This is a genomic window from Brachybacterium sp. J144 (assembly GCF_036321705.1).
Taxonomy (GTDB): domain Bacteria; phylum Actinomycetota; class Actinomycetes; order Actinomycetales; family Dermabacteraceae; genus Brachybacterium.
In genome coordinates this window covers 211221-229949 of the sequence record NZ_JAZDCG010000022.1, presented here as the reverse complement: position 1 = coordinate 229949, position 18729 = coordinate 211221, and the positions used below count along the sequence as shown (strand labels likewise).

The window sequence follows — 18729 nt, the reverse complement described above, 5'->3', positions numbered from 1 at the left end:
CACCGGGGCACGACGGCAACAGCGACGGCGCGTTAGTCCTGCGCGCCGTCCTCGTCGGCCGCGTCGGCGTCCGCCGGGTCCTCGAGGCCGCCGACGCCTGCCTGGCGGTACAGCTCGATGAACTCGCGCGCCGTGTCGGGCCCGATCATCAGGCGCAGCACCGGGGAGACCTCGTAGTCGTCGCCCTGCTCGTCGAGCAGCCCCGCGCGCTGCAGCTTCGCGATCGCGGCCCGCACCTCTTTGGCGAAACCGGCCTCGTCGGTCGAGGTGGTGCGGCGGTAGGCGGCGAGCGCCTGCTGCAGCTCTGCCTCGGAGACGACGGTGCGCTGACCGCGGGAGGACTGGGTCAGCAGCATCTGACGCAGCACCAGCAGCAGCACCGAGTCCAGCCGGTTCAGGCCCGTCAGGCGGCGCAGCAGCTTCGGGGCGTCGGGATCGTCCTCGCTCTGCCGCACGAAGGCGACCTGGGCGTCGTCGTCGACGACGAGCTCGAGGAAGAGGTCCTCGAGGCGACGCTCGAGCGCGGCCCGGTCGCGCAGCAGCTGCGCGTAGCGGGTGGGGTCGCGGCGTCCGTCGAGATAGGGGCCCTGCAGGAGGTGCACCAGGACGCGGCGCGACTCGTCGACCAGGGCCGAGCCGGGGGCGGTGGGGGCGGCATCGACCTGCTGCAGCTGGTCCTGCGCATCGCTATCGGGGCGGATTCCGGTGCTCGTCACGGCTCCCTACCCTACCGGCGCGCACCGCCCCGCCGAGGCTCGCCCCCGGTCGATTTCCCCGAAAGCCGTGACCACGGCGACGGTGTTTGGTGGAATGCAGGGGCATCCCGTGATGCCTCCCCGACCCGGATGGGCCGGGGACCGACGGCAAGGAGCGACCATGTCCGACATCCCCATTCTTCTCATCATCGTCCTGGTCGTGGTGGTGATCCTCGTGATCGTCCTGGCCGTCGTGCTCGGCCTGCTCGGCGCCCGGAAGCGGCGCGAGGCCCAGCAGGCGGCGGACCGCCAACGCGCCGCCGAGCTGCGTGACGAGGCGCGAGCACAGGAGAAGGCCGTCCAGGATCGTGATCTCGCCGCCCGCGAGACCGAGCTCGAGGCCGATCGCGCCCGTCTGGAGGCCGAGCGCAAGGTCAAGGAGGCCGAGCAGGAGCAGATCGCGGCGGAGCGCCGCCGCGCCGAGGCCGAGGAGCAGCGCGCCGCCGTGGAGAAGGACCGCCCCTCGGTGCAGGAGCGGCTCGCCGAGGCCGACCGGCTCGACCCCGACACTCCCGATCCCGGTACTCCCGATCCCGAGCAGCGCGGCACCGCCGGCACCTCCGGAGCGGGCACCGCGGCCGGAGCGGGCGCCGAGCCCGCGATCGCAGGCGGTGCCGCCGCGGCGACGCACGAGGAGCGGTCCGAGGACCGCGCCGGCCGAGAGGCCGCGCACCGCGGTGATCAGCACGCCGAGGAGCACCCCGCCGGAGGCCACCGCGGCGATCCGCGCGAGGAGGTTCCTGCCCGCGACGAGGACCTCGGACGCCGGGACGACCTCGGACGCGGCGACGACGGCACCGACTATGCCGACCGTGCCGACCGTCAGCGTCACGGCGCCGGATCGGCCGCCGGGGCGGGCGCCGTCGGGGGTGCCGCTGCCGGAGGCTCCGCAGACCGTCGTGAGGGTCGCCCCGATGCACGACAGGACGACGGCGTGACGCGCGACGGCGTGACCGGGGACCGCTCCGTCGATCGCCGGGACGACGGCCCGTGGGTCGGCTCCGCGGCCGACAACCCCGACGTCGTTCGCGACACGCAGGGCGATCTGCACGCCCAGGACCGAGTCCGCGACGAGCAGCGCACCGACTCCCGCGAGGAGCACGTCGGGAGCCACGACGGCCCCGAGCACCACGGTGCCGGGACGCCCGCCGCGGCGGGCACGTCGGCGGTCGGCGAGGAGGGGCAGACGGACCGCCCCGCCCCCCGGCACCGCGGCATGCCCCCGGAGGAGCAGGACGGCGGGACCCCGGTGTTCGACCACCTCGAGTCGACCGAGGGGCAGGACATACGGCCGGCACACGAGGGCACGCGCCCCTCGCCCCATGGCGACGGCCAGTACGGTGCCGAAGCCGTGGAGGTCCGCCAGGCGGAGGAGGGCTACGCGGACCGCGATCACACGTCCCGCGACCGCGCGTCGGCCGACCCCGAGTTCCGCGCCCCCGAGGGCCCGGACGGGACCGAGGACGGCATCGTCCCGCCTGAGGACGGCGAGCAGCCCCGTCGCTGACCGCGGCGGAGCGACCTGACGACGAGGGGCGCCGGGGGCAGGGACGACCTGCCGTCGGCGCCCCTCCTCGCGTGCGCGCCCGTGCCACACTGACCGGCATGCCCGCCGACCCTGCTCCCCGCGCGCACTCCCCCGGCCCGCGCACCCGCATGGACGACCTCACCGTCGAGCGCGTGCTGCGCGTGGTCGAGGCGATCCCCGCCGGGCGCGTGGTCGCCTACGGCGAGGTGGGCGCGATCGTCGGCGTCGGCCCGCGGCTCGTGGGCCGGATCATGGGCACCTGGGGCTCGTCGGTGCCGTGGTGGCGGGTGACCAACAGCTACGGCGACCATCCGCTGCTGGCCCGGGCGCTCCCCCACTGGGAGCGGGAGGGCATCGAGCTGAAGCCCAACGGGCTGGGATGCCGGATGAGCCGCTACGGCGCGGATCTCGAGCAGCTGCGCGCCGACGCCGCGCCCGCGCTCGCGGAACTCGAGACCACGGCTGAGGCTGAGGCTGAGGCTGCGGCTGGAGCTGAGTCGATCTCGACCCCGCCCGTTCACTCCACGGGCAGGTCGTCCAGGAAGTAGTAGGCGGGGATCCGCGCCGCGTAGTCGCGTCCGTCCAGCTCGCGCCAGGTGACGATCTCGGTGGACCCCTCGCGCTCCTGGGCGTGGGAGGTGGCCAGGAACATCAGCCCGATCACGCTCGCGAGGCCCTGCTCGGCCGGCCGCTCCCGCAGCACCTCGCCGATCGACGCCTGGCCCGCGCGGCCGCGGACGTCGTTGACATGGGAGGTGAGGCCGACGAGGTCGATGTCGTTGGTGCGGACCAGGTCGGCGAGCACCTCGACGCTGAGCGAGGTCGCATCGTGCACCTCTGCCTCGGCGGGCGCGCCCGGATCGGTGGGGTCCTTGAGCCGGTGCTGGGCGACGGAGGACAGCCGCACCCGCGAGAGGTCGAGCTCGAGGCCGAAGGGCGCCCGCGTGGACACCTCGTCCTTCTGCGCGAGGGCCACGCCCTGCGCCTCCTGGAGCGCCTCGAGCAACACGCGGTGCTGGCGGAAATCCTGGGAGCGCACGAAGCGGGCCAGCGAGCGGTAGAGCTCCGTCTTGACGTCGAGCACCTCCTGCGCCGGCTCGTAGAGGTCGCTGAAGACGTTCGCGAGCCTCTCCCGCTCGGCCCGGCCGAGGGAGCGGGCGAAGTCACGCTCGAGGAGCCGGTCGACGAGGTCCTGGGTGGTGCGGGTCTGCACCGGGTCGTTGAGCATCCGGAAGAAAGCGGTGAAGGTGCGGCCCACGGTGGACTGCCCCAGCAGGTCGTCGCCCGCGAGGAGCTGCTCGAGGATCTCGCCGCGCGAGGACTCCGGGGAGAGGATCTGCTCGCGCAGGTGCAGGTCGACGGCGCGCAGGTCCTCGCGGTACTGGAGGAAGTCCCCCGAGAGCTCGGCCGCGATCTGCAGGATGTCCCGCAGGCGGTCGACGGAGGCCTCGGGGCTGGGCAGCATCAGCTCGCCCTCGGCGAGGTCGCGGATCTCCCGCTCGATGCTCTCGCGGCGGCGCTGCAGGTCGGCCAGGCGCACATCCCGGTCGGTCTCGGTCTCCTCGGCGAGCCGCTCGAACTGCTGCACGACGAGCTGCAGGCGCGACTCGGTGGTGGTGCGCCGATGCTCCTCGAGCGACGCGATGAACTGGATCGCGTCGATCGTGGCCGGGGACGGCTCGAAGGTGGTCTCGGTGCGCTGCGGGTCGTCGCGACGGGTCAGGTAGCCCTCGCGGACCCAGCCGTCGACGTACTCGGCGGCGCTGCGCCCGGCGCGGCCCTCCCCGAGGTCGGAGTCCTCCTCGATCCCGGCGCCGTCGGCCCGGTGCTCGTCCTCGTCGTGGAGCAGCGCGAGATGCGCGCCGACGCGGGCGATGAGCTCGCTGCGCGGCAGGCGCCGGTCGCCCGCGGGGAAGGTGGCCTGCAGGATCGCAAGGACGGCGGGTGCCTTGGTCGCGGCGAGCAAGCGCCAGGTGCTGGCCCGACGCAGCTGCTCGTAGGCCTCCTTGCGCGCGGACACGGCGTCGCTGCGGCGGTCGGTCCACCGGTTCGGCTCGGTCGTGGTCACGAGGAGCGAGTCTAGCCAGGCGCGGCGGCGCGTCGTGGCACGGCGCCGCGGCGACGTGCCGGCCGGCCTGGTGGTGACGCCCCTGGCTCGTCGTCAGGCCAGCCCCATGGCCACACCCCCGGCCGATGGCCACGCCCCGCCCCGAAGCCACACCGAGTGCTGCCTTTGGACCGTCACCGCAGCCCCGAGGCGGTCCAAAGGCAGCACTCGGCGGCGCGGGACCGGAGCGGGGCGGAAGCGACGGGACCTGAGGAGCGACGGCCCCGGGACCGTCGGCCAGGTCCGGCGCGCGCCGCCCGATCCCTCGATACACTCATCCGTGAACGTTCACGCCTCGCGACTGCCAGGAGACTCACCGATGAGCACACCCCTCCCGACCTCTGACCGCACCGACCGCTGGTGGGAGGAGCTGCCGGCCGGTCGCAGCCGCCTGGCCGGACGCGCCCACCTGAGCACCGACGCGCCCGTGCTCTCCCTCGACGGCACCTGGGACTTCCGCTACGGCCAGCGGGCCGACGGCACGGGCCTCGGCGAGCCCGCCCCGATCGAGGTACCGGGACTGTGGCAGCTGCAGGGCTACGGCGCCCCGCAGTACACCAACGTCATCTACCCCATCCCGCGCGACGTGCCGCACGTGCCGGACGAGAACCCGACCGGTCACTACTCGCGCACGCTCCCCGTCCCCGCCGAGTGGGCGGAGCAGCTCGCCGCCGGTGCCCGGATCCTGCTGCGCTTCCAGGGCGTGGACTCCGCGGCCAAGGTCTGGATCGACGGCGCGGAGATCGGCGTGACCGCCGGCTCCCGCCTCACCCAGGAGTTCGACGTCACGGACGCGCTCGCCGCGCCCACCCCCGAGGGCGGCCACCGCCTCGACGTGCGGGTCGTGCAGTGGTCGGTCAACACCTATGTCGAGGACCAGGACATGTGGTGGGCCTCAGGGATCTTCCGCAGCGTCGACCTGCTGCTGCGCCCCGCCGGCGGGATCCACGACCTCGTCACCCACGCGGACTTCGACCCCGCGACCGGGGAGGGCCTCCTCACCGCGTCCGCCTACGGGGTCGACGGAGAGCTGGTCCCCGCGACGATCCGTGTGCCCGCGCTCGGCCTCGAGGCCGCGGCCGACGGCACGGCGATCGCCGTCGGTGCCGTCGACCCGTGGAGCGCCGAGACGCCGACGCTCTACGACGCGACCGTCACCACCGCCGACGGCGCGGAGACCGTCACCCTCCGCCTCGGCTTCCGCCGCGTCGAGATCGACGGCGACATCTTCCGGGTCAACGGCGAGCGGATCGTCTTCCGCGGCGTGAACCGCCACGAGGCGGACCCGGTCGTCGGCCGCACCCAGCACCTCGCGAACCAGGACCTCGACGTGCAGCTCATGAAGCAGCACAACCTCAACGCCGTGCGCACCTCCCACTACCCGCCGCACCAGCGCTTCCTCGACGTGTGCGACGAGCTGGGTCTGTACGTGATCTGCGAGGGCGACTTCGAGACCCACGGCTTCCACGCCGACTCGACGTGGGGGGAGGACGGCTCGGGCGCCGCGGAGGGTCCCGCCCGCAATCCGCTGTTCCGGGAGTCGCTCGAGGAGCGCAGCCGCCGCTTCGTCCGCCGCGACCGCAACCACGCCTCGATCGTCCTGTGGTCGATCGGCAACGAGGCGGCCTCCGGTCCGGTCACCGAGGCGATGGTGGCCGCGGTGCGCGAGACCGATCCGACCCGCCCGGTGAGCTACGAGCAGGACTACGCCGCCGAGTACGTCGACGTCTTCTCGCTCATGTACTCGACCGTCGACGAGTCTGAGCAGATCGGTCGCCGCGCGCTGAGCGAGGAGTACCAGCAGAAGCTCACCGACATGCTGCGCGGCTTCGCGCTCGACGTCCCCGACGGCCACTTCACGGATCCGCCGGCGCTCACCAAGCCCTTCCTGTGGATCGAGTTCGCGCACGCCATGGGCAACGGCGCGGGCTCGCTGAAGGAGTACATGGAGCTCACTGAGCGCTATCCCGCGCTGCACGGCGGCTTCATCTGGGAGTGGATCGACCACGGCCTCGTCACCACCGACTCCGACGGGAACGAGATCTACGGCTACGGCGGCGACTTCGGCGAGCGCCTGCACGACGGCAACTTCGTGGCCGACGGCCTCGTGCTCCCCGACCGCACCCCCTCGCCCGCGCTGCTCGACGCGAAGCACCACTACTCCCCCGTCGGCCTCTCGGTCGCGCCGGACCGGGTGCGGATCCGCAACCGCTACGCCTTCCGCGACCTCGCCCACCTGCGGGCCGAGGTCTCACGCGACGGCCAGCGCAGCTGGACCCCGCTCGAGCTGCCCGCGATCGCCCCGGGCGCGGAGGCGGACCTGGCCCTGCCCGGCGAGGCGTCGGCCGCCGTCGTGGTGCGCGTCCTGCAGCGGGAGCCGGAGGGCCCGCTGCCCGCCGGACATCTCATCGTCGCCGCGGACCACGTGGACGCCGAGCGGCTCGCCGCCGAGTCCGCCCCGGCCCCCGCACCGGCCGTCGCCCCTGTGTTGGCGGAGGACGGCTCGTGGTCGCTGGGCCCCGCCCGCTTCGACGACCTGGGGCGCCTCGTCGCCCTCGGGGACCTCGCGGTCGAGCACTCCTACGCGGACCTCTACCGGGCGCCGGTCGACAACGAGCGTGCCCGCACCCGCTACCCGCTCGAGGCGCGCTGGAAGCGGATCGGGCTGGACGTGGCGCGTCGGCGGCTGGTCGACATCGCCGCCGACGGCGAGGAGCTGGTGATCCGCAGCCGTCTCGGCCTCGACGGCAGCGCGATCGGCGCCGACGTCCTCGAGCGCTGGCGCGGGGATGCCGACGCCGTCGAGGTCACGGTGACGATCACCCCCTCGTCGACCTGGCGCGAGGACCTGCCGATGCCGCGGATCGGCTGGACTCTCGCGCTCTCCGGCGCGCCGGGCGAGGTCGAGTACGACGGCTACGGCCCGCACGAGTCCTATCCGGACACCGGCGGCGGCACCACCTTCGGCACCCACCGCTCGAGCGTCGCGGACCTGCAGGTGCCGTACGTCTTCCCGCAGGAGAACGGCAACCGGGCGGGCGTGGTCCGGGCCGTGCTCGACGCCCCGGCCGGCGGTCTCGAGCTGCGTGCTCCGCAGGGTCTGGGCCTCGCGGTCCGGCCCTGGTCCACCGCGGAGCTCGACGCGACGGACCACGACGGCGCGCTGCGAGCCGACGGCCGCACCTGGGTGACGCTGTCGGCGGCGCTGCAGGGCGTCGGCTCCGCGGCGTGCGGCCCGATCCCGCTGCCGCAGTACGTGCTCTCGCCGCGGGAGGAGACCTTCTCGTTCCGCCTCGCGCCGCACCGCGGCTGAGGCCCGCTCCCTCGGGACCGATAGCCTGGGGGCCGACGTCGATCACTCCCGGTCGGCGCGGTCTCGAGGGAGCAGCATGTCGCAGGGGTACGGAGCAGGGGACGGACAGCAGCAGTGGGGCGCTCCGCCGCCCCCGCCGCAGGGATCGGGACAGCCGCACGAGCAGGACCAGCCGGGCCAGCAAGCCCAGCAGGCGCCGGCCTGGGAGCAGCCGGCACCCGCCCCGCAGGCGAGCCCGGCTCCGGCCTGGGGGCAGCCCTCCGCACCGGCGGCGAGCCCGGCTCCCGCCTGGGGCCAGGCCTCGCCCCCGCCCGCGCCGCAGCAGTCCGCCGCGCCGATGGGCGGCTACGCGGGCTCCGCGTCCGCTCCCGGTGGCTACCCGGGGACCGCTCCCGCCGCGACCTCCGGCGCGAGCCCGGGCCTGCGCAAGTGGCTGAACATCTCGGTGATCACGCTGCTCGTGCTGCGCACGCTGGTCGGCGTCGGCGCCGTCATCCTCGGCTTCGCTGTCGGATTCTCCTCGGGTGCGGGCCTGGGCTATGACGGCACCATGGCGGTCGCGGGCATCGGGGCGATCCTGCTGTTCCTGCTCCTGGGCGTGGTCGTCCTGGTCACCCTCGCCGTCCTGGTGCTCTCGATCATGGTGGGGGTGCAATCCTCCGGCCGGACCCGGATCGGCGCCTTCGTGATCGCGGGGACCCTGGTGCTCTCCTGGTTCGCGTACCTGATCCTGGTGTTCGCGCAGAACGCCGTGACCGAGTCAGTCGCCGGCTCCGTGGTCGTCCTGATCCTGCAGCTGCTGCACTGGCTGCTGGTGGTCGTCGCGCTCGTGGTGGGCCTGATGATGATCCGCCGCGCGGCCGCGCAGACCGCCTGAGAACCCACCCCCGCGGTGCCGCCGGCACCGCAGCCCCCGACGGGAGCATCCTCAGCCGCCGAGCAGGAGGGTGCTCCCGTCGGTCGTCACCAGGGCCCGGCCGCCGCCCACGGGCTGCACGTCAGTGATCTCCGCGGCGGTGCGCAAGGAGAGCAGCTCCTGGCCGCTCGCGGCGTCGAGCACGCGCAGGCGCTGCAGGGGGCGCGGGTCGAGGGCCCGCTCGCGGGGCAGTCGCTCGAGGACGACGACGCTCCCGGCGCCGAGGCCGCCGCGCAGGGTGCGCGGATCCCCCAGGAGCGGGGCGGTCCAGGTGTTCTCCCCGGTCGCGAGGTCGTGGGCGACGAGCTGCGAGGCGTCGTTGGCGAGCACCATGCGGGAGCCGTCGAGGCCGATCCGGGCGACGGGGGTGAGGATCTCTCCCGCCGCCTCGCCGCCGGGCGCGGTCCAGGCGGCCCGCTCCGCGGAGGCAACGATCTCGCCGGCCACGTCGGTGCCCGCCTCGGTGCCGGTCGCGAGCACCCGGCCGTCCTCGAGCCGCACCTCCCAGGCGCCCGCCGGGGAGGGGTCCGAGGTCCACAGCACGGAGCCATGGCGGAAGGCGGTGACCGTGAGCGCTCCGTCCTCCGCGGAGCAGGCGGTCAGCACGACCGGCGCGTCCTCCTCCAGCGAGGCGGGGGCGGGCGCCGGGGTGGTCGCGGCGATCCGGCAGTCCTGGTCCGGGGTGGCGAGCACCTGGCCGACGGGGAAGCCGGTCGCGGGGTCGAGCTGGACCCAGCCCTGCACCGGATCGGCGTGCAGCGGCACGTCGCCGAGCACACCCGTGGCGGTCACGGCGTCGAGGAGTCCGGCGGGGGCGTCCGGCCGGGCGGGCACGCTGACCCCGACGGGGTCCGGGCCGCGCGACGCCCCACCGCCCGCCCCGTCCGCAGCGTCCGCCGCGCCACCGGTCACGGTCCACAGCGGCTCGGTGGGGGCCTCGAGGTCGACGCCGCTGATCCGGCAGACGCCCTCCGCACAGGCCCGCACCACGAGCACGTCCCCCGCGAGCGCGAGCGGCTCGCCGGCGACCTCGGACCAGCGCTGCAGGCGGCCGTCGGAGGCGGGGTCGATCTCCGTCACCCGGGTGACCCCCGCGCTGACCTGCACCAGGCGGGTCCCGTCGGCGGAGAGCGCGAGCACGTCCCCCGGGGCCGTCTCGAGCTGAACCGCGCCCGCACCGGGGGTGAGCAGCTGCGCGGAGCCGTCGGCCCGGCGCACCAGCACCGGGGAGCCGGCGACGGGGACCGAGGCGACCGCGTCCCCCTCCGCGAGCGGCGCGATCCGCGTGCTCGCCCGCTCCGCGAGGTCGTCGGGGCGGGCGGCGCGCACGGCCGGGAGGATCAGCGCCGCGGCGAGCACCAGCGCGAGGCCGAGGGCCAGCACCCGACGGGCCCGGGGCCCCGGGCGGGCGCCCGGCAGGGCGAGGATCGCGGCGCCGACCGCGCCGCCCGCGAGGACTCCCGCGAGCAGGCGCAGCCAGCCCAGCAGCAGGTGCCCGGCGAGCAGCGCGGCCACCCCGGCGAGCGCCGCGAGCACGACCGCCAGGCCGAGAGCCAGGACCGGGTCGAGGCCGTCACCACGCCTCGTCCCCGCCCGGTCTTCCCCCGCGACGTCCTCACTCACCGCCGGGTCACCGCGGCGAGCCGTAGTAGTCGCCGGTGCGCTCCTCGCGCAGCGCGTCGAAGTCGCCGGTGCCGAGCGCGGCCCGGATCTCGTCGACCAGGCGCACCACGAAGCGCTCATTGTGGATCGTGCACAGGGTCGAGGAGAGCATCTCCTTGGCCCGGAACAGGTGGTGGACGTAGGCCGCGGTGTAGTGGGTGCAGGTGTAGCAGTCGCACGTCTCGTCGATCGGGGAGAACTGCCGCCGGTAGCGGGCGCCGGTGAGGTTCACGCGGCCGGTGCGGGTGTAGACGGCGCTGTTGCGGGCCACGCGCGAGGGTGAGACGCAGTCGAAGGTGTCCGCGCCCGCAGCGATCGCGGTGAACAGGTCGTCCACCTCGCTGATGCCGAGCAGGTGGCGGGGCCGGTCCTCGGGCAGCTCGTCGGTCACCCAGCCCACGATCGTGCCGAGGTTCTCCTTCTCGAGCGCCCCGCCGATCCCGAAGCCGTCGAAGGACCAGCCCTCCACGTCCATCGCCCCGAGATCCTGGGCGGCCTGCCGGCGGAGGTCCTCGTACTGGGCGCCCTGGATGACGCCCCACAGCTGCTGATAGGGGCGGTGGGTGCGCTCGGCCGTGAGCCGGGCGTGCTCGGCCAGGCAGCGCAGCGCCCACAGCCGGGTGCGCTCGAGCGCCCGCTCCTGGTAGCCGCGGGAGTTCATCAGGGTGGTGAGCTCGTCGAAGGCGAACATGATGTCCGCGCCGAGGCCGTGCTGGATCTGCATCGAGACCTCGGGGGTGAAGCGGTGCTCGTCGCCGTTGATGAAGGAGCGGAAGGTGACCCCGTCGTCGTCGACGTGGGCGAGGCGCTCCTTCCCCTCGGCGACCGCGTCGTCCTCGCCGGAGGCGGTACGGGCCTTCTCCCCACCGGAGAACTCGGAGGAGAGCACCTTGCGGAAGCCGGCGCCGAGGCTCATCACCTGGAAGCCGCCGGAGTCGGTGTAGGTGGGGCCGGGCCAGTTCATGAAGGCGCCGAGCCCGCCCGCCTCGTCGACCAGGTCATGACCGGGCTGGAGGTAGAGGTGGTAGGCATTGGCGAGCAGCGCCTGGGCACCGAGGTCCGCCATCGACTCGGGCAGCACCGCCTTGACCGTGGCCTTGGTGCCGACCGGCACGAAGGCGGGGGTCGCGATCTCTCCGTGCGGGGTGGTGATCACCCCGGCGCGGGCCTTCTCGCCGTGGCGGGCGGTGACCGCGAAGCCGGTGCTCTCCCGTCCGGGATGCGCGGAAGGCTCCAGAAGGGGGCCGGAGGGGGCGGCGGGGCGAGCGGCGGGCTCAGGGCTGCTGTCGGCGGAGGTCACCGGCACATGCTCCCATGACCGGGGGCAGCGGGCGGCGCTGTGGGAGGATGCGGGCGGCGCATCCGGTGGGGGCCGGCACGGGGAGCTCCTGCCTCCTCCGCACCGGTCGCGACCGCAGGAGCACCCATGTCCGAGACCCCCTCCCCCGTCCCGTCCCCGGGCGGGCGCCTGCGCCTCTGGGCGACCATCACCGCGATCGCCGCGCTGCTCCACGCTCCGCTGCTCCTGCTCCTCCAGATCCCCGCGCTCTGGGTCTCCGAGGCGGCGGGCGGACTCGTCGTCGCTCCGATCATCGTCGTCGGCACCGTCGCCGGGGTGATCGTCGCCCTCGGAGTCGCGCAGATGCTGCGGCACGGGCGCCTCGACCCGGACCGGGTGGCGATGCTGCCGCTCGTCGCGTTCGGCCTCCTCGTCGGGCGCGAGCTGGTCGCACTGCTCTCGACGCTCGCCCGGATCGTGCTCGCCCTGGGCACCTCCCCGCGGGGCGACGTCGCCGTCCTCGGGTGGCTGAACCTCGCCACGAGCGCGGTCACCGGCCTGATCACCCTCGTCCTCGCCGGGGTGTGCCTGCTCATCGCGGCGACCGCGTCTCGTCCGGCCTCGCGGGGAGCCCGCCTTCCGCTGCGGGTCCCCGCCCTCGTGGGTGCCCTGCTCGTGGTGGTCGTGCTCTCGGCCCTGATCCAGCTGACCCTGGAGTTCGCGATCGATGTCCTGTCGGGGGCGGGCCTGGACACCTTCGCCGCGGTGCAGGCGATGCTCGCCGTGTGGTCCCTGGTCGCCGGGCTCGTGGGCCTCGGTGCCGTGCTGCTGGCCGGACGTGCCGAGTCCCTGCTGCGCTGGACGGCCATCGTCCTGATCGCGCTGTTCCCCCTGATCGGGGCCCTGCAGACGCTCTTCCAGCGCTTCCTGCTGGCACCCTCGAGCGGGCCGTGGTCGGCGGTGCCGTCGGACCTCGCGCTGTTCGTGAACCGCATCGTCGCGCTGCTCCAGCCCGTCGGCCTCGGGATCTGCGCCGTGCTGCTGGTGGTCGGCCTCGTGCTCGAGCTGGGGGGCCGGGGTCGTGCGCGGCGCTGAGCACCCGATGGTCCCGGGCCCTGACGCGCCGTAGGATCGCGGGGTCCGCTCGACCCGATCCCAGGAGTCCCTCCGATGTCGACGCCCTCGGCCCCTCGCCCCGTGGGAGGAGGCGATCGCGATCACCTCGCCCGCTGATCCCCCGGCGCCGCGCCGGGGTGGTCGTCGGGCGCGCGCGCTGAGCGAGGAGGAGACCGCCCGCCAGGAGGCCCTCGCCCGCGCCATCGCCGAGGAGCAGGAGGCTGCGCGCCGCGCCGCGGCACCGGCAGACTCGCTCGAGGACTGGACCCAGGACGGCGAGCCGGTGTCGGCCCCCGTCGACCCCGCCCCCGAACCCGCCCCCGCGGGCGAGGCACCTCCCGCGGGACCGATCGCGGATCCCACGCCCTGGCTCGCCGCCCCGCTGCCCTCGCAGACCTCGACCCTCGACGACTGGCTCCAGGGACCGCTCGAGTCCTACGCCGAGCGGGAGGCGGAGGACGCCTGGTCCACCGCGGGCTCCGTGGCGGGCACGTGGCGGCCGCAACGGGAGCAGGCGGCCCCCGCCCCCGACGAGGACGCCGCGGGGACGCTCCCCTCCGACCCGTCGGCCGCCACCGTCCCCGCGGGCACCCAGCGGCGGGACCGCCCCGCCTTCCGCGCCGAGCTGCACGGACTGCGCGCCGTGGCGCTCGGCCTGGTGGCCGTCTACCACATCTGGCTCGGCCGGGTCTCGGGCGGCGTGGACGTCTTCCTCTTCCTCTCCGCCTTCTTCCTCACCGGCACCTTCGTGCGGCGCCTCGAGAGCGGGCGCCCCCTCGCGATCCCCCGCTACTGGCTGCACACCTTCAAGCGCCTGCTGCCGCCCGCGGCGGTGACGATCCTGCTCGCCCTCGCGGCGACGGCCGCCTTCCTGCCCGCCTCGCTGTGGCCGACGGTGATGCAGCAGGCCGTCGCCTCCGCGGTCTACCTGCAGAACGCGCTGCTGGTGCTGCTGCAGGTCGACTACCAGGCGCGCGATGCGGGAGCCGCCTCCCCGCTGCAGCACTTCTGGTCCCTCAGCGTGCAGGGGCAGGCCTTCGTCGTGTGGCCGCTGCTGTTCGCCCTCGTCGTCCGCCGGGCCCGGCGGGGTCGGCCGATCCGTCGACCGCTGCTCGCGATCATGGCTCTGATCGGGGCGGCGTCCCTCACCTGGTCGGTGCTCTCGACCCAGTCGCAGCAGCAGGTCGCCTACTTCGACACCGCGGCCCGGCTGTGGGAGTTCGCGGCCGGCTCGATGCTGGCCCTGGCCCTGCCCGCCCTGGACCGCTGGACCGGGGCGCGGCGCCCCGAGGAGGAGCGGGCCCCGCGACTCGGAGCCCTGCGCGCCCTGACCGGCTGGGCGGGCATCGCCCTGCTGCTCGCCACGGGCATCGTGCTGGACGTGTCCTCGCAGTTCCCGGGCTGGATCGCGATGGTGCCGCTCGCGGCGGCGGGCGCCGTGGTGGTCGCGGGCCACTCGGGGCGGCGCTGGGGCGTGGACGCGCTGCTGTCGACCCGGCCCGCGGCCTTCGTGGGCGACATCTCCTACGCCCTCTACCTCGTGCACTGGCCGATTTTGGTGGTGTGGCTGCACCACAGCGGCCAGGAGCGGGCGGGCCTGCTCGACGGCGCCGCGGTCCTCGCGGGCTCGGTGGTGCTCGCCTGGATCCTGACCCGGGCGATCGACGCCCCCGTGCGCCGCTCCCGCTGGCTCGAGGCGAGGCCCTGGCGAGCGCTGACCGCGATCGCGCTGAGCCTCGCCCTCGTGCTCGGCGCGAGCGGCGGCTGGTGGACCTGGCTGAACCGCCAGCCCGAGCCGGTCCCCGCGGCCCAGGGACAGGAGCTGCCCACGGACGAGGTCGCGACCGAGGCCCCCGCCGTGCTGCGCCCCGCCGGCTGGCAGCTGGGCGGGCAGTGGCCTTCCCTGCCCGAGTCCTGCAGCGGCGCATGGGCGCCGTCGGTCGTCTTCCGCAACGTCCACTGCGAGCAGCTGCTGCCCGCCGGCTCCGAGCCCGCCGAAACCATCGTGGTGGTGGGCAGCTCCCACTCCCGCCAGTACATCCCCGCGCTGATCCCGCTCGCCGAGGAGCGGGACGCCCAGATCGTGAACCTGTCGATGGACGGCTGCCCGTTCCTCGCCGGGGCGGAACGGGACGCCTACTGCGCGGGCTACGACGAGTGGGTGCTGTCCTACCTGGACTCCGTCGACGTGGACACGGTGCTCGCCACCATGACGCTCACCTCCGCGGACTCCGCCGAGGAGGTGCTGCCCACCGGCGCGGACACCGCCGTGCAGGCCCTGCTCGACCGCGGCCTCGACGTGATCGTCACCCGGGACACGCCCCGCTGGCCCGCCGACCAGTTCCAGTGCGCGGAGTCCGTGGTCGACGACGGCGGCACCCCGGCGGACGCCGACGCCGCCTGCGGCGCGGAGGCCTCCGCGAAGTTCGCCGCCGAGAACCCCGCCGCCCCGCTCGCGGCGCTCACCGGACCGGACGCGAGCGTGACCCTGCTGGACCTCAGCGACCAGATCTGCCCCGACGGACGCTGCTCCCCCGTGCTCGGCGACGTCTACGTCTACATGGACGACGACCACCTCACCCGGTTGTTCGTCGAGGAGACGCTCGCCCTCGCCGCCACCGAGAGGCTCACCGCAGCCGGGTTCTGAGCCGTCGCCGGGCCGCTACGATCGGACGGTTCCGGGCCGAGAGGCGGCCCCGAGCAGAAAGGGGTGCCCGGCGTGGACGCTCTCGCAGTGCCGGCGACGATCCTGGCGGCGCTCGCGGTCGTGGTGATCCCGGGTCTGCCCGCGGTGCTCGCGCTGCGCCTGCGTCCCCTGACCGCCGCCGGGATGCTCGCTCCGATGTCGCTGCTGGTGGTGACCGTCGCCGCGGAGGCGGGGCGTCTCCTCTCGGTGTCGTGGAGCCCGCTGTCGCCGCTCGTGCTGGGGCTCGTGCTCGGCGGCGGGCTGTGGCTCGTCGGCCGGCGCCGCACCCCGCCCGCCGGCCCCGCCGCGCCCGTCGACGCCGCCGCGGAGCCCGCGCCCCGCTGGCTGCCGCGCCTCGCCGTCGGCAGCGGACTCGGAATCGGCGGCGGCGTGCTGCTCGCGCGGTCGCTGCGGATGATGGGCTCGGTCGACGCGCTCAGCCAGACCTACGACAACGTCTTCCACCTCAACGCGGTGCGCCACATCCTGCGCGAGCACGACGCCTCCGCGTTCACGGTGGGCGGGATGACGTCCCTGCCCGGTGAGGAGGCGTACTACCCGGCGCTGTGGCATCAGGCGGCGAGCCTCGTCGTGCAGCTCTCCGGGCAGGAGATCATCCTCGCCTCGAACGTGCTGATGCTGCTGGTGGGCTGCGTGATCTGGCCGGTGGGGCTGATGGCGCTCGTGCGCGCGGGCACGCCGGCGGGGCCGACGGGGGTGTTCGCCGCGGGCGCCCTCGCGGGGGTCACGGCCGCGTTCCCGCTCTCGCTCATGTCCTGGGGGATCCTGCTGCCGTACCTGCTCTCGGTCGCGATGATGCCCGTGGTGGTGCTCGGCGTGGCCCAGCTCGCCGGGCTCACCCCCGCGGGGCGGGAGCGGCTGCGCCCGCTGCAGCTCGCCCTGGTGCTGGTCGCGGGCTGCGGGGCCGCGGCCGCCGCGCACGGCCAGGGGGTGTTCGTGGGCCTCGCCCTCGGCGTGCCGATCCTGCTCGCGGGAGCCGTCGCCGCGACCGTGCGGGCGCGCCGCGGGGAGTCGTCCTGGCGCGCGGTCGTGGTGCTCGCCCTGCTCGGCGGGGCCACCGCGGTGCTCGGCGTGGCCGGCTCCCTCCTCGTGCGCCCCCCGCAGAGCTCGGCCCTCTGGACGCCCAACGCCTCCCTCGTCGAGGCGATCGGGCAGGTCGGCTCGCTCTCCCCGAACGCGACACCGACCTTCGTGCCGCTCGGCATCGTGGCCGCCGGATGCCTCCTCGCGGTCGCCCTCACCGCCCGCTCCCGCTGGATGCTCGCCCCGTACGCCCTCGCCGCCCTGCTCGGGATCGCGACCCGCGCCACCCCGGAGGGGGACCTCCGCTACCTGCTCACGGGCGTCTGGTACAGCGACAACTACCGGGTCAGCGCGATCCTCCCGGTGATCGCGGTGCCGGTGCTGGCCGTGGGGCTCGACGTGATCGTGCGCGTCGTCGCCGCGCGCGTCCCGGCCCTGCGCGACCTCCGCTCCCCGCGCCGACCGCTGATCGGCGCCGTCGCCGTCGTCGCGAGCGTCGCGACAGTGCTCGGCCTGTCCGTGACCTCCGAGGCAGCCCGGGTGAACATGTGGTACCTCGAGCAGGACTGGCACGGCGACCAGCTGCTCACCCAGGACGAGCTGACGCTGCTGCGCCGCCTCCCCGAGCTGGTGCCCGAGGACGCGGTGATCGCCACGAACGCCTGGAACGGCTCCTCCCTCGCCTACGCCGTCTCGGACCGGCAGGTGCTGAACACCTTCATGGGCTTCCAGGCCGAGCCCGAGGTGCACCTGCTCAACGCCGAGCTCGACGAAGCGCAGCGGGACCCCGAGGTGTGCGACGCGGTCGAGGAGCTCGACGTCGAGTACGCCCTCGACTTCGGGCCGCAGGAGCTGCTGGGCCGCTCCGCGACCTACACCGGCCTCAACGAGATCTCCGAGACGGGCGCCGCGGAGGTCATCGCCCAGGAGGGCGACGCGAAGCTCCTGCGCATCCTCCCGTGCCGCATGTCCGATGGTTCAATGACCGGATGAGCACCTCCACGGCCGCCGCGCCCTCCCCCCGTGCCCGCTCCGTCGCCCTGGACCTCGGGGCGTTCGTCACCGCCTCCCCGTCGAGCTTCCACGCCGCCCGCGAGGCGGCCCGCCGGCTCGAGGCCGCGGGCTTCACGGAGCTGGTCGAGACCCGCCGCTGGGAGCGCGAGGACGTCTCCGGGGACCGCTACGTGCTCCGCGACGGATCCCTCATCGCCTGGTCCGCCCCGGAGGGCACGGACGCCGCGACGCCGCTGCGGATCGTCGGCTCCCACACCGACTCCCCGGCCCTCAAGCTGAAGCCGAACCCGCGCCTCGGCGGCGAGGGTCTCGCCCAGGTGGGCGTCGAGATCTACGGGGGGCCGCTGCTGAACTCGTGGCTCGACCGCGAGCTGCGCCTCGCCGGCCGCCTCGCCCTCGCCGACGGCCGCACCGTGCTCGTGGAGACCCCGGGCCTGCTGCGCGTCCCCCAGCTCGCGGTGCACCTGGACCGCGGCGTCACCAAGGACGGCCTCACCCTGGATCCGCAGCGGCACATGCAGCCGCTGCTCGGCTTCGCCCCCGGCGACGTGCTCGAGGTCCTGGCCGCGCGCGCCGGGGTCGCACGGGACGAGGTCGTGGGCTTCGACGTGGTCACCGCCGACTCCCAGGCGCCCGCGCTCTTCGGTGCCTCCGACGAGTTCCTCGCCTCCGGGCGGCTGGACAACCTCAGCTCGGTGCACGCCGAGGTGGAGGCGCTGATCGCGGTCGCCGCCGGAGACCGCGCGGAGACCGCCGTGGGCCCCGCGCCGCTCGCGCTGCTGGTCGCCAACGACCACGAGGAGGTGGGCTCCGCGACCCGCTCGGGCGCGGCCGGGCCCTTCCTCGAGGACGTGCTGGTGCGGGTCCACGCCGCGCTCGGCGGGGACGAGGCGAGCCGCCGCCAGGTCCTCGCCTCCTCGCTCGTGCTCTCGGCGGATGCGGGGCACGCCGCGCACCCCAACTATCCCGAGCGGCACGACCCCGTCACCCGGCCCCGCCTCGGCGAGGGACCGATGCTGAAGATCAACGCCAACCAGCGCTACGCGACGGACGCCGTCGGCATCGCCGCCTTCGTCGCGGCGTGCGAGCGGGCGGGCGTGCCCCATCAGAGCTTTGTCTCGAACAACGCCATGCCCTGCGGCTCGACCATCGGCCCGATCACCGCGACGCGCCTGGGGATGACCACGATCGACGTGGGCATCACCCTGCTGTCGATGCACTCGGCCCGCGAGATGTGCGCGACCGCGGATCCGCTGCTGCTGCAGCAGGCCTGCGCCTCCTTCCTCCGCGGCTGAACGGACCCGCACTC

General features: G+C 74.7%; 12 protein-coding genes. 8 read left to right on the top strand and 4 right to left on the bottom strand.

Going from position 1 to position 18729, the window contains the following annotated elements; genetic code table 11:
- Positions 1–32: 32 nt before the first annotated feature.
- Complete coding sequence (locus V1260_RS08615) at positions 33–716, bottom strand: DUF4194 domain-containing protein (protein ID WP_329746405.1); 684 nt, start codon at positions 714–716, stop codon at positions 33–35.
- Positions 717–876: 160 nt separating this feature from the next.
- Between V1260_RS08615 and V1260_RS08610 the strand changes: the two genes are divergently transcribed.
- Complete coding sequence (locus tag V1260_RS08610; protein ID WP_329746404.1) at positions 877–2262, top strand: hypothetical protein; 1386 nt, start codon at positions 877–879, stop codon at positions 2260–2262.
- A gap of 98 nt (positions 2263–2360) precedes the next feature.
- Positions 2361–2831, top strand: a complete 471-nt coding sequence (locus V1260_RS08605; RefSeq protein ID WP_329746403.1) for an MGMT family protein — start codon at positions 2361–2363, stop codon at positions 2829–2831.
- Here V1260_RS08605 and V1260_RS08600 read toward each other — a convergent pair.
- Positions 2801–4351 carry a DUF3375 domain-containing protein gene (locus V1260_RS08600; protein ID WP_329746402.1) on the bottom strand — a complete coding sequence of 517 codons (1551 nt, stop codon included), beginning with the start codon at positions 4349–4351 and terminating at the stop codon, positions 2801–2803. The genes V1260_RS08605 and V1260_RS08600 overlap by 31 nt on opposite strands.
- A gap of 358 nt (positions 4352–4709) precedes the next feature.
- Here V1260_RS08600 and V1260_RS08595 point away from each other — a divergent pair, with 358 nt between their 5' ends.
- Both V1260_RS08595 and V1260_RS08590 read left to right on the top strand, forming a co-directional pair.
- Complete coding sequence (locus tag V1260_RS08595) at positions 4710–7703, top strand: glycoside hydrolase family 2 TIM barrel-domain containing protein (protein WP_329746401.1); 2994 nt, start codon at positions 4710–4712, stop codon at positions 7701–7703.
- A gap of 76 nt (positions 7704–7779) precedes the next feature.
- On the top strand, positions 7780–8580 hold the full coding sequence (locus V1260_RS08590) for a hypothetical protein (protein ID WP_329746400.1): 801 nt from the start codon (positions 7780–7782) through the stop codon (positions 8578–8580).
- A gap of 51 nt (positions 8581–8631) precedes the next feature.
- On the opposite strand, the gene V1260_RS08585 is transcribed toward V1260_RS08590, so the two are convergent.
- Entirely contained in the window at positions 8632–10242 is a 1611-nt protein-coding gene (locus tag V1260_RS08585) for a hypothetical protein (protein WP_329746399.1), read from the bottom strand.
- 7 nt (positions 10243–10249) lie between these two features.
- Entirely contained in the window at positions 10250–11587 is a 1338-nt protein-coding gene (tgt, locus tag V1260_RS08580; protein WP_442878142.1) for a tRNA guanosine(34) transglycosylase Tgt, read from the bottom strand.
- Between the two features lie 120 nt (positions 11588–11707).
- Between tgt and V1260_RS08575 the strand changes: the two genes are divergently transcribed.
- The 4 genes from V1260_RS08575 (at position 11708) to V1260_RS08560 (ending at position 18715) form a co-directional block, all read left to right on the top strand.
- Positions 11708–12655, top strand: a complete 948-nt coding sequence (locus V1260_RS08575; protein ID WP_329746398.1) for a hypothetical protein — start codon at positions 11708–11710, stop codon at positions 12653–12655.
- Between the two features lie 304 nt (positions 12656–12959).
- Positions 12960–15323 carry an acyltransferase family protein gene (locus V1260_RS08570; RefSeq protein ID WP_329746397.1) on the top strand — a complete coding sequence of 788 codons (2364 nt, stop codon included), beginning with the start codon at positions 12960–12962 and terminating at the stop codon, positions 15321–15323.
- 72 nt (positions 15324–15395) lie between these two features.
- Positions 15396–17399, top strand: coding sequence for a DUF6541 family protein (locus tag V1260_RS08565; RefSeq protein ID WP_329746396.1), 2004 nt, complete (start codon positions 15396–15398; stop codon positions 17397–17399).
- Positions 17396–18715, top strand: coding sequence for a M18 family aminopeptidase (locus V1260_RS08560; protein WP_329746395.1), 1320 nt, complete (start codon positions 17396–17398; stop codon positions 18713–18715). The genes V1260_RS08565 and V1260_RS08560 overlap by 4 nt, the downstream gene beginning before the upstream one ends.
- The last annotated feature ends 14 nt before the right edge of the window (positions 18716–18729 follow it).

Bases quoted from the DNA above. Each gene is read 5' to 3' on its own strand.
- V1260_RS08595 (WP_329746401.1), top strand. From the start codon at position 4,710: ATGAGCACACCCCTCCCGACCTCTGACCGCACCGACCGCTGGTGGGAG.
- V1260_RS08605 (WP_329746403.1), top strand. From the start codon at position 2,361: ATGCCCGCCGACCCTGCTCCCCGCGCGCACTCCCCCGGCCCGCGCACC.
- V1260_RS08590 (WP_329746400.1), top strand. From the start codon at position 7,780: ATGTCGCAGGGGTACGGAGCAGGGGACGGACAGCAGCAGTGGGGCGCT.
- V1260_RS08575 (WP_329746398.1), top strand. From the start codon at position 11,708: ATGTCCGAGACCCCCTCCCCCGTCCCGTCCCCGGGCGGGCGCCTGCGC.
- V1260_RS08610 (WP_329746404.1), top strand. From the start codon at position 877: ATGTCCGACATCCCCATTCTTCTCATCATCGTCCTGGTCGTGGTGGTG.
- V1260_RS08560 (WP_329746395.1), top strand. From the start codon at position 17,396: ATGAGCACCTCCACGGCCGCCGCGCCCTCCCCCCGTGCCCGCTCCGTC.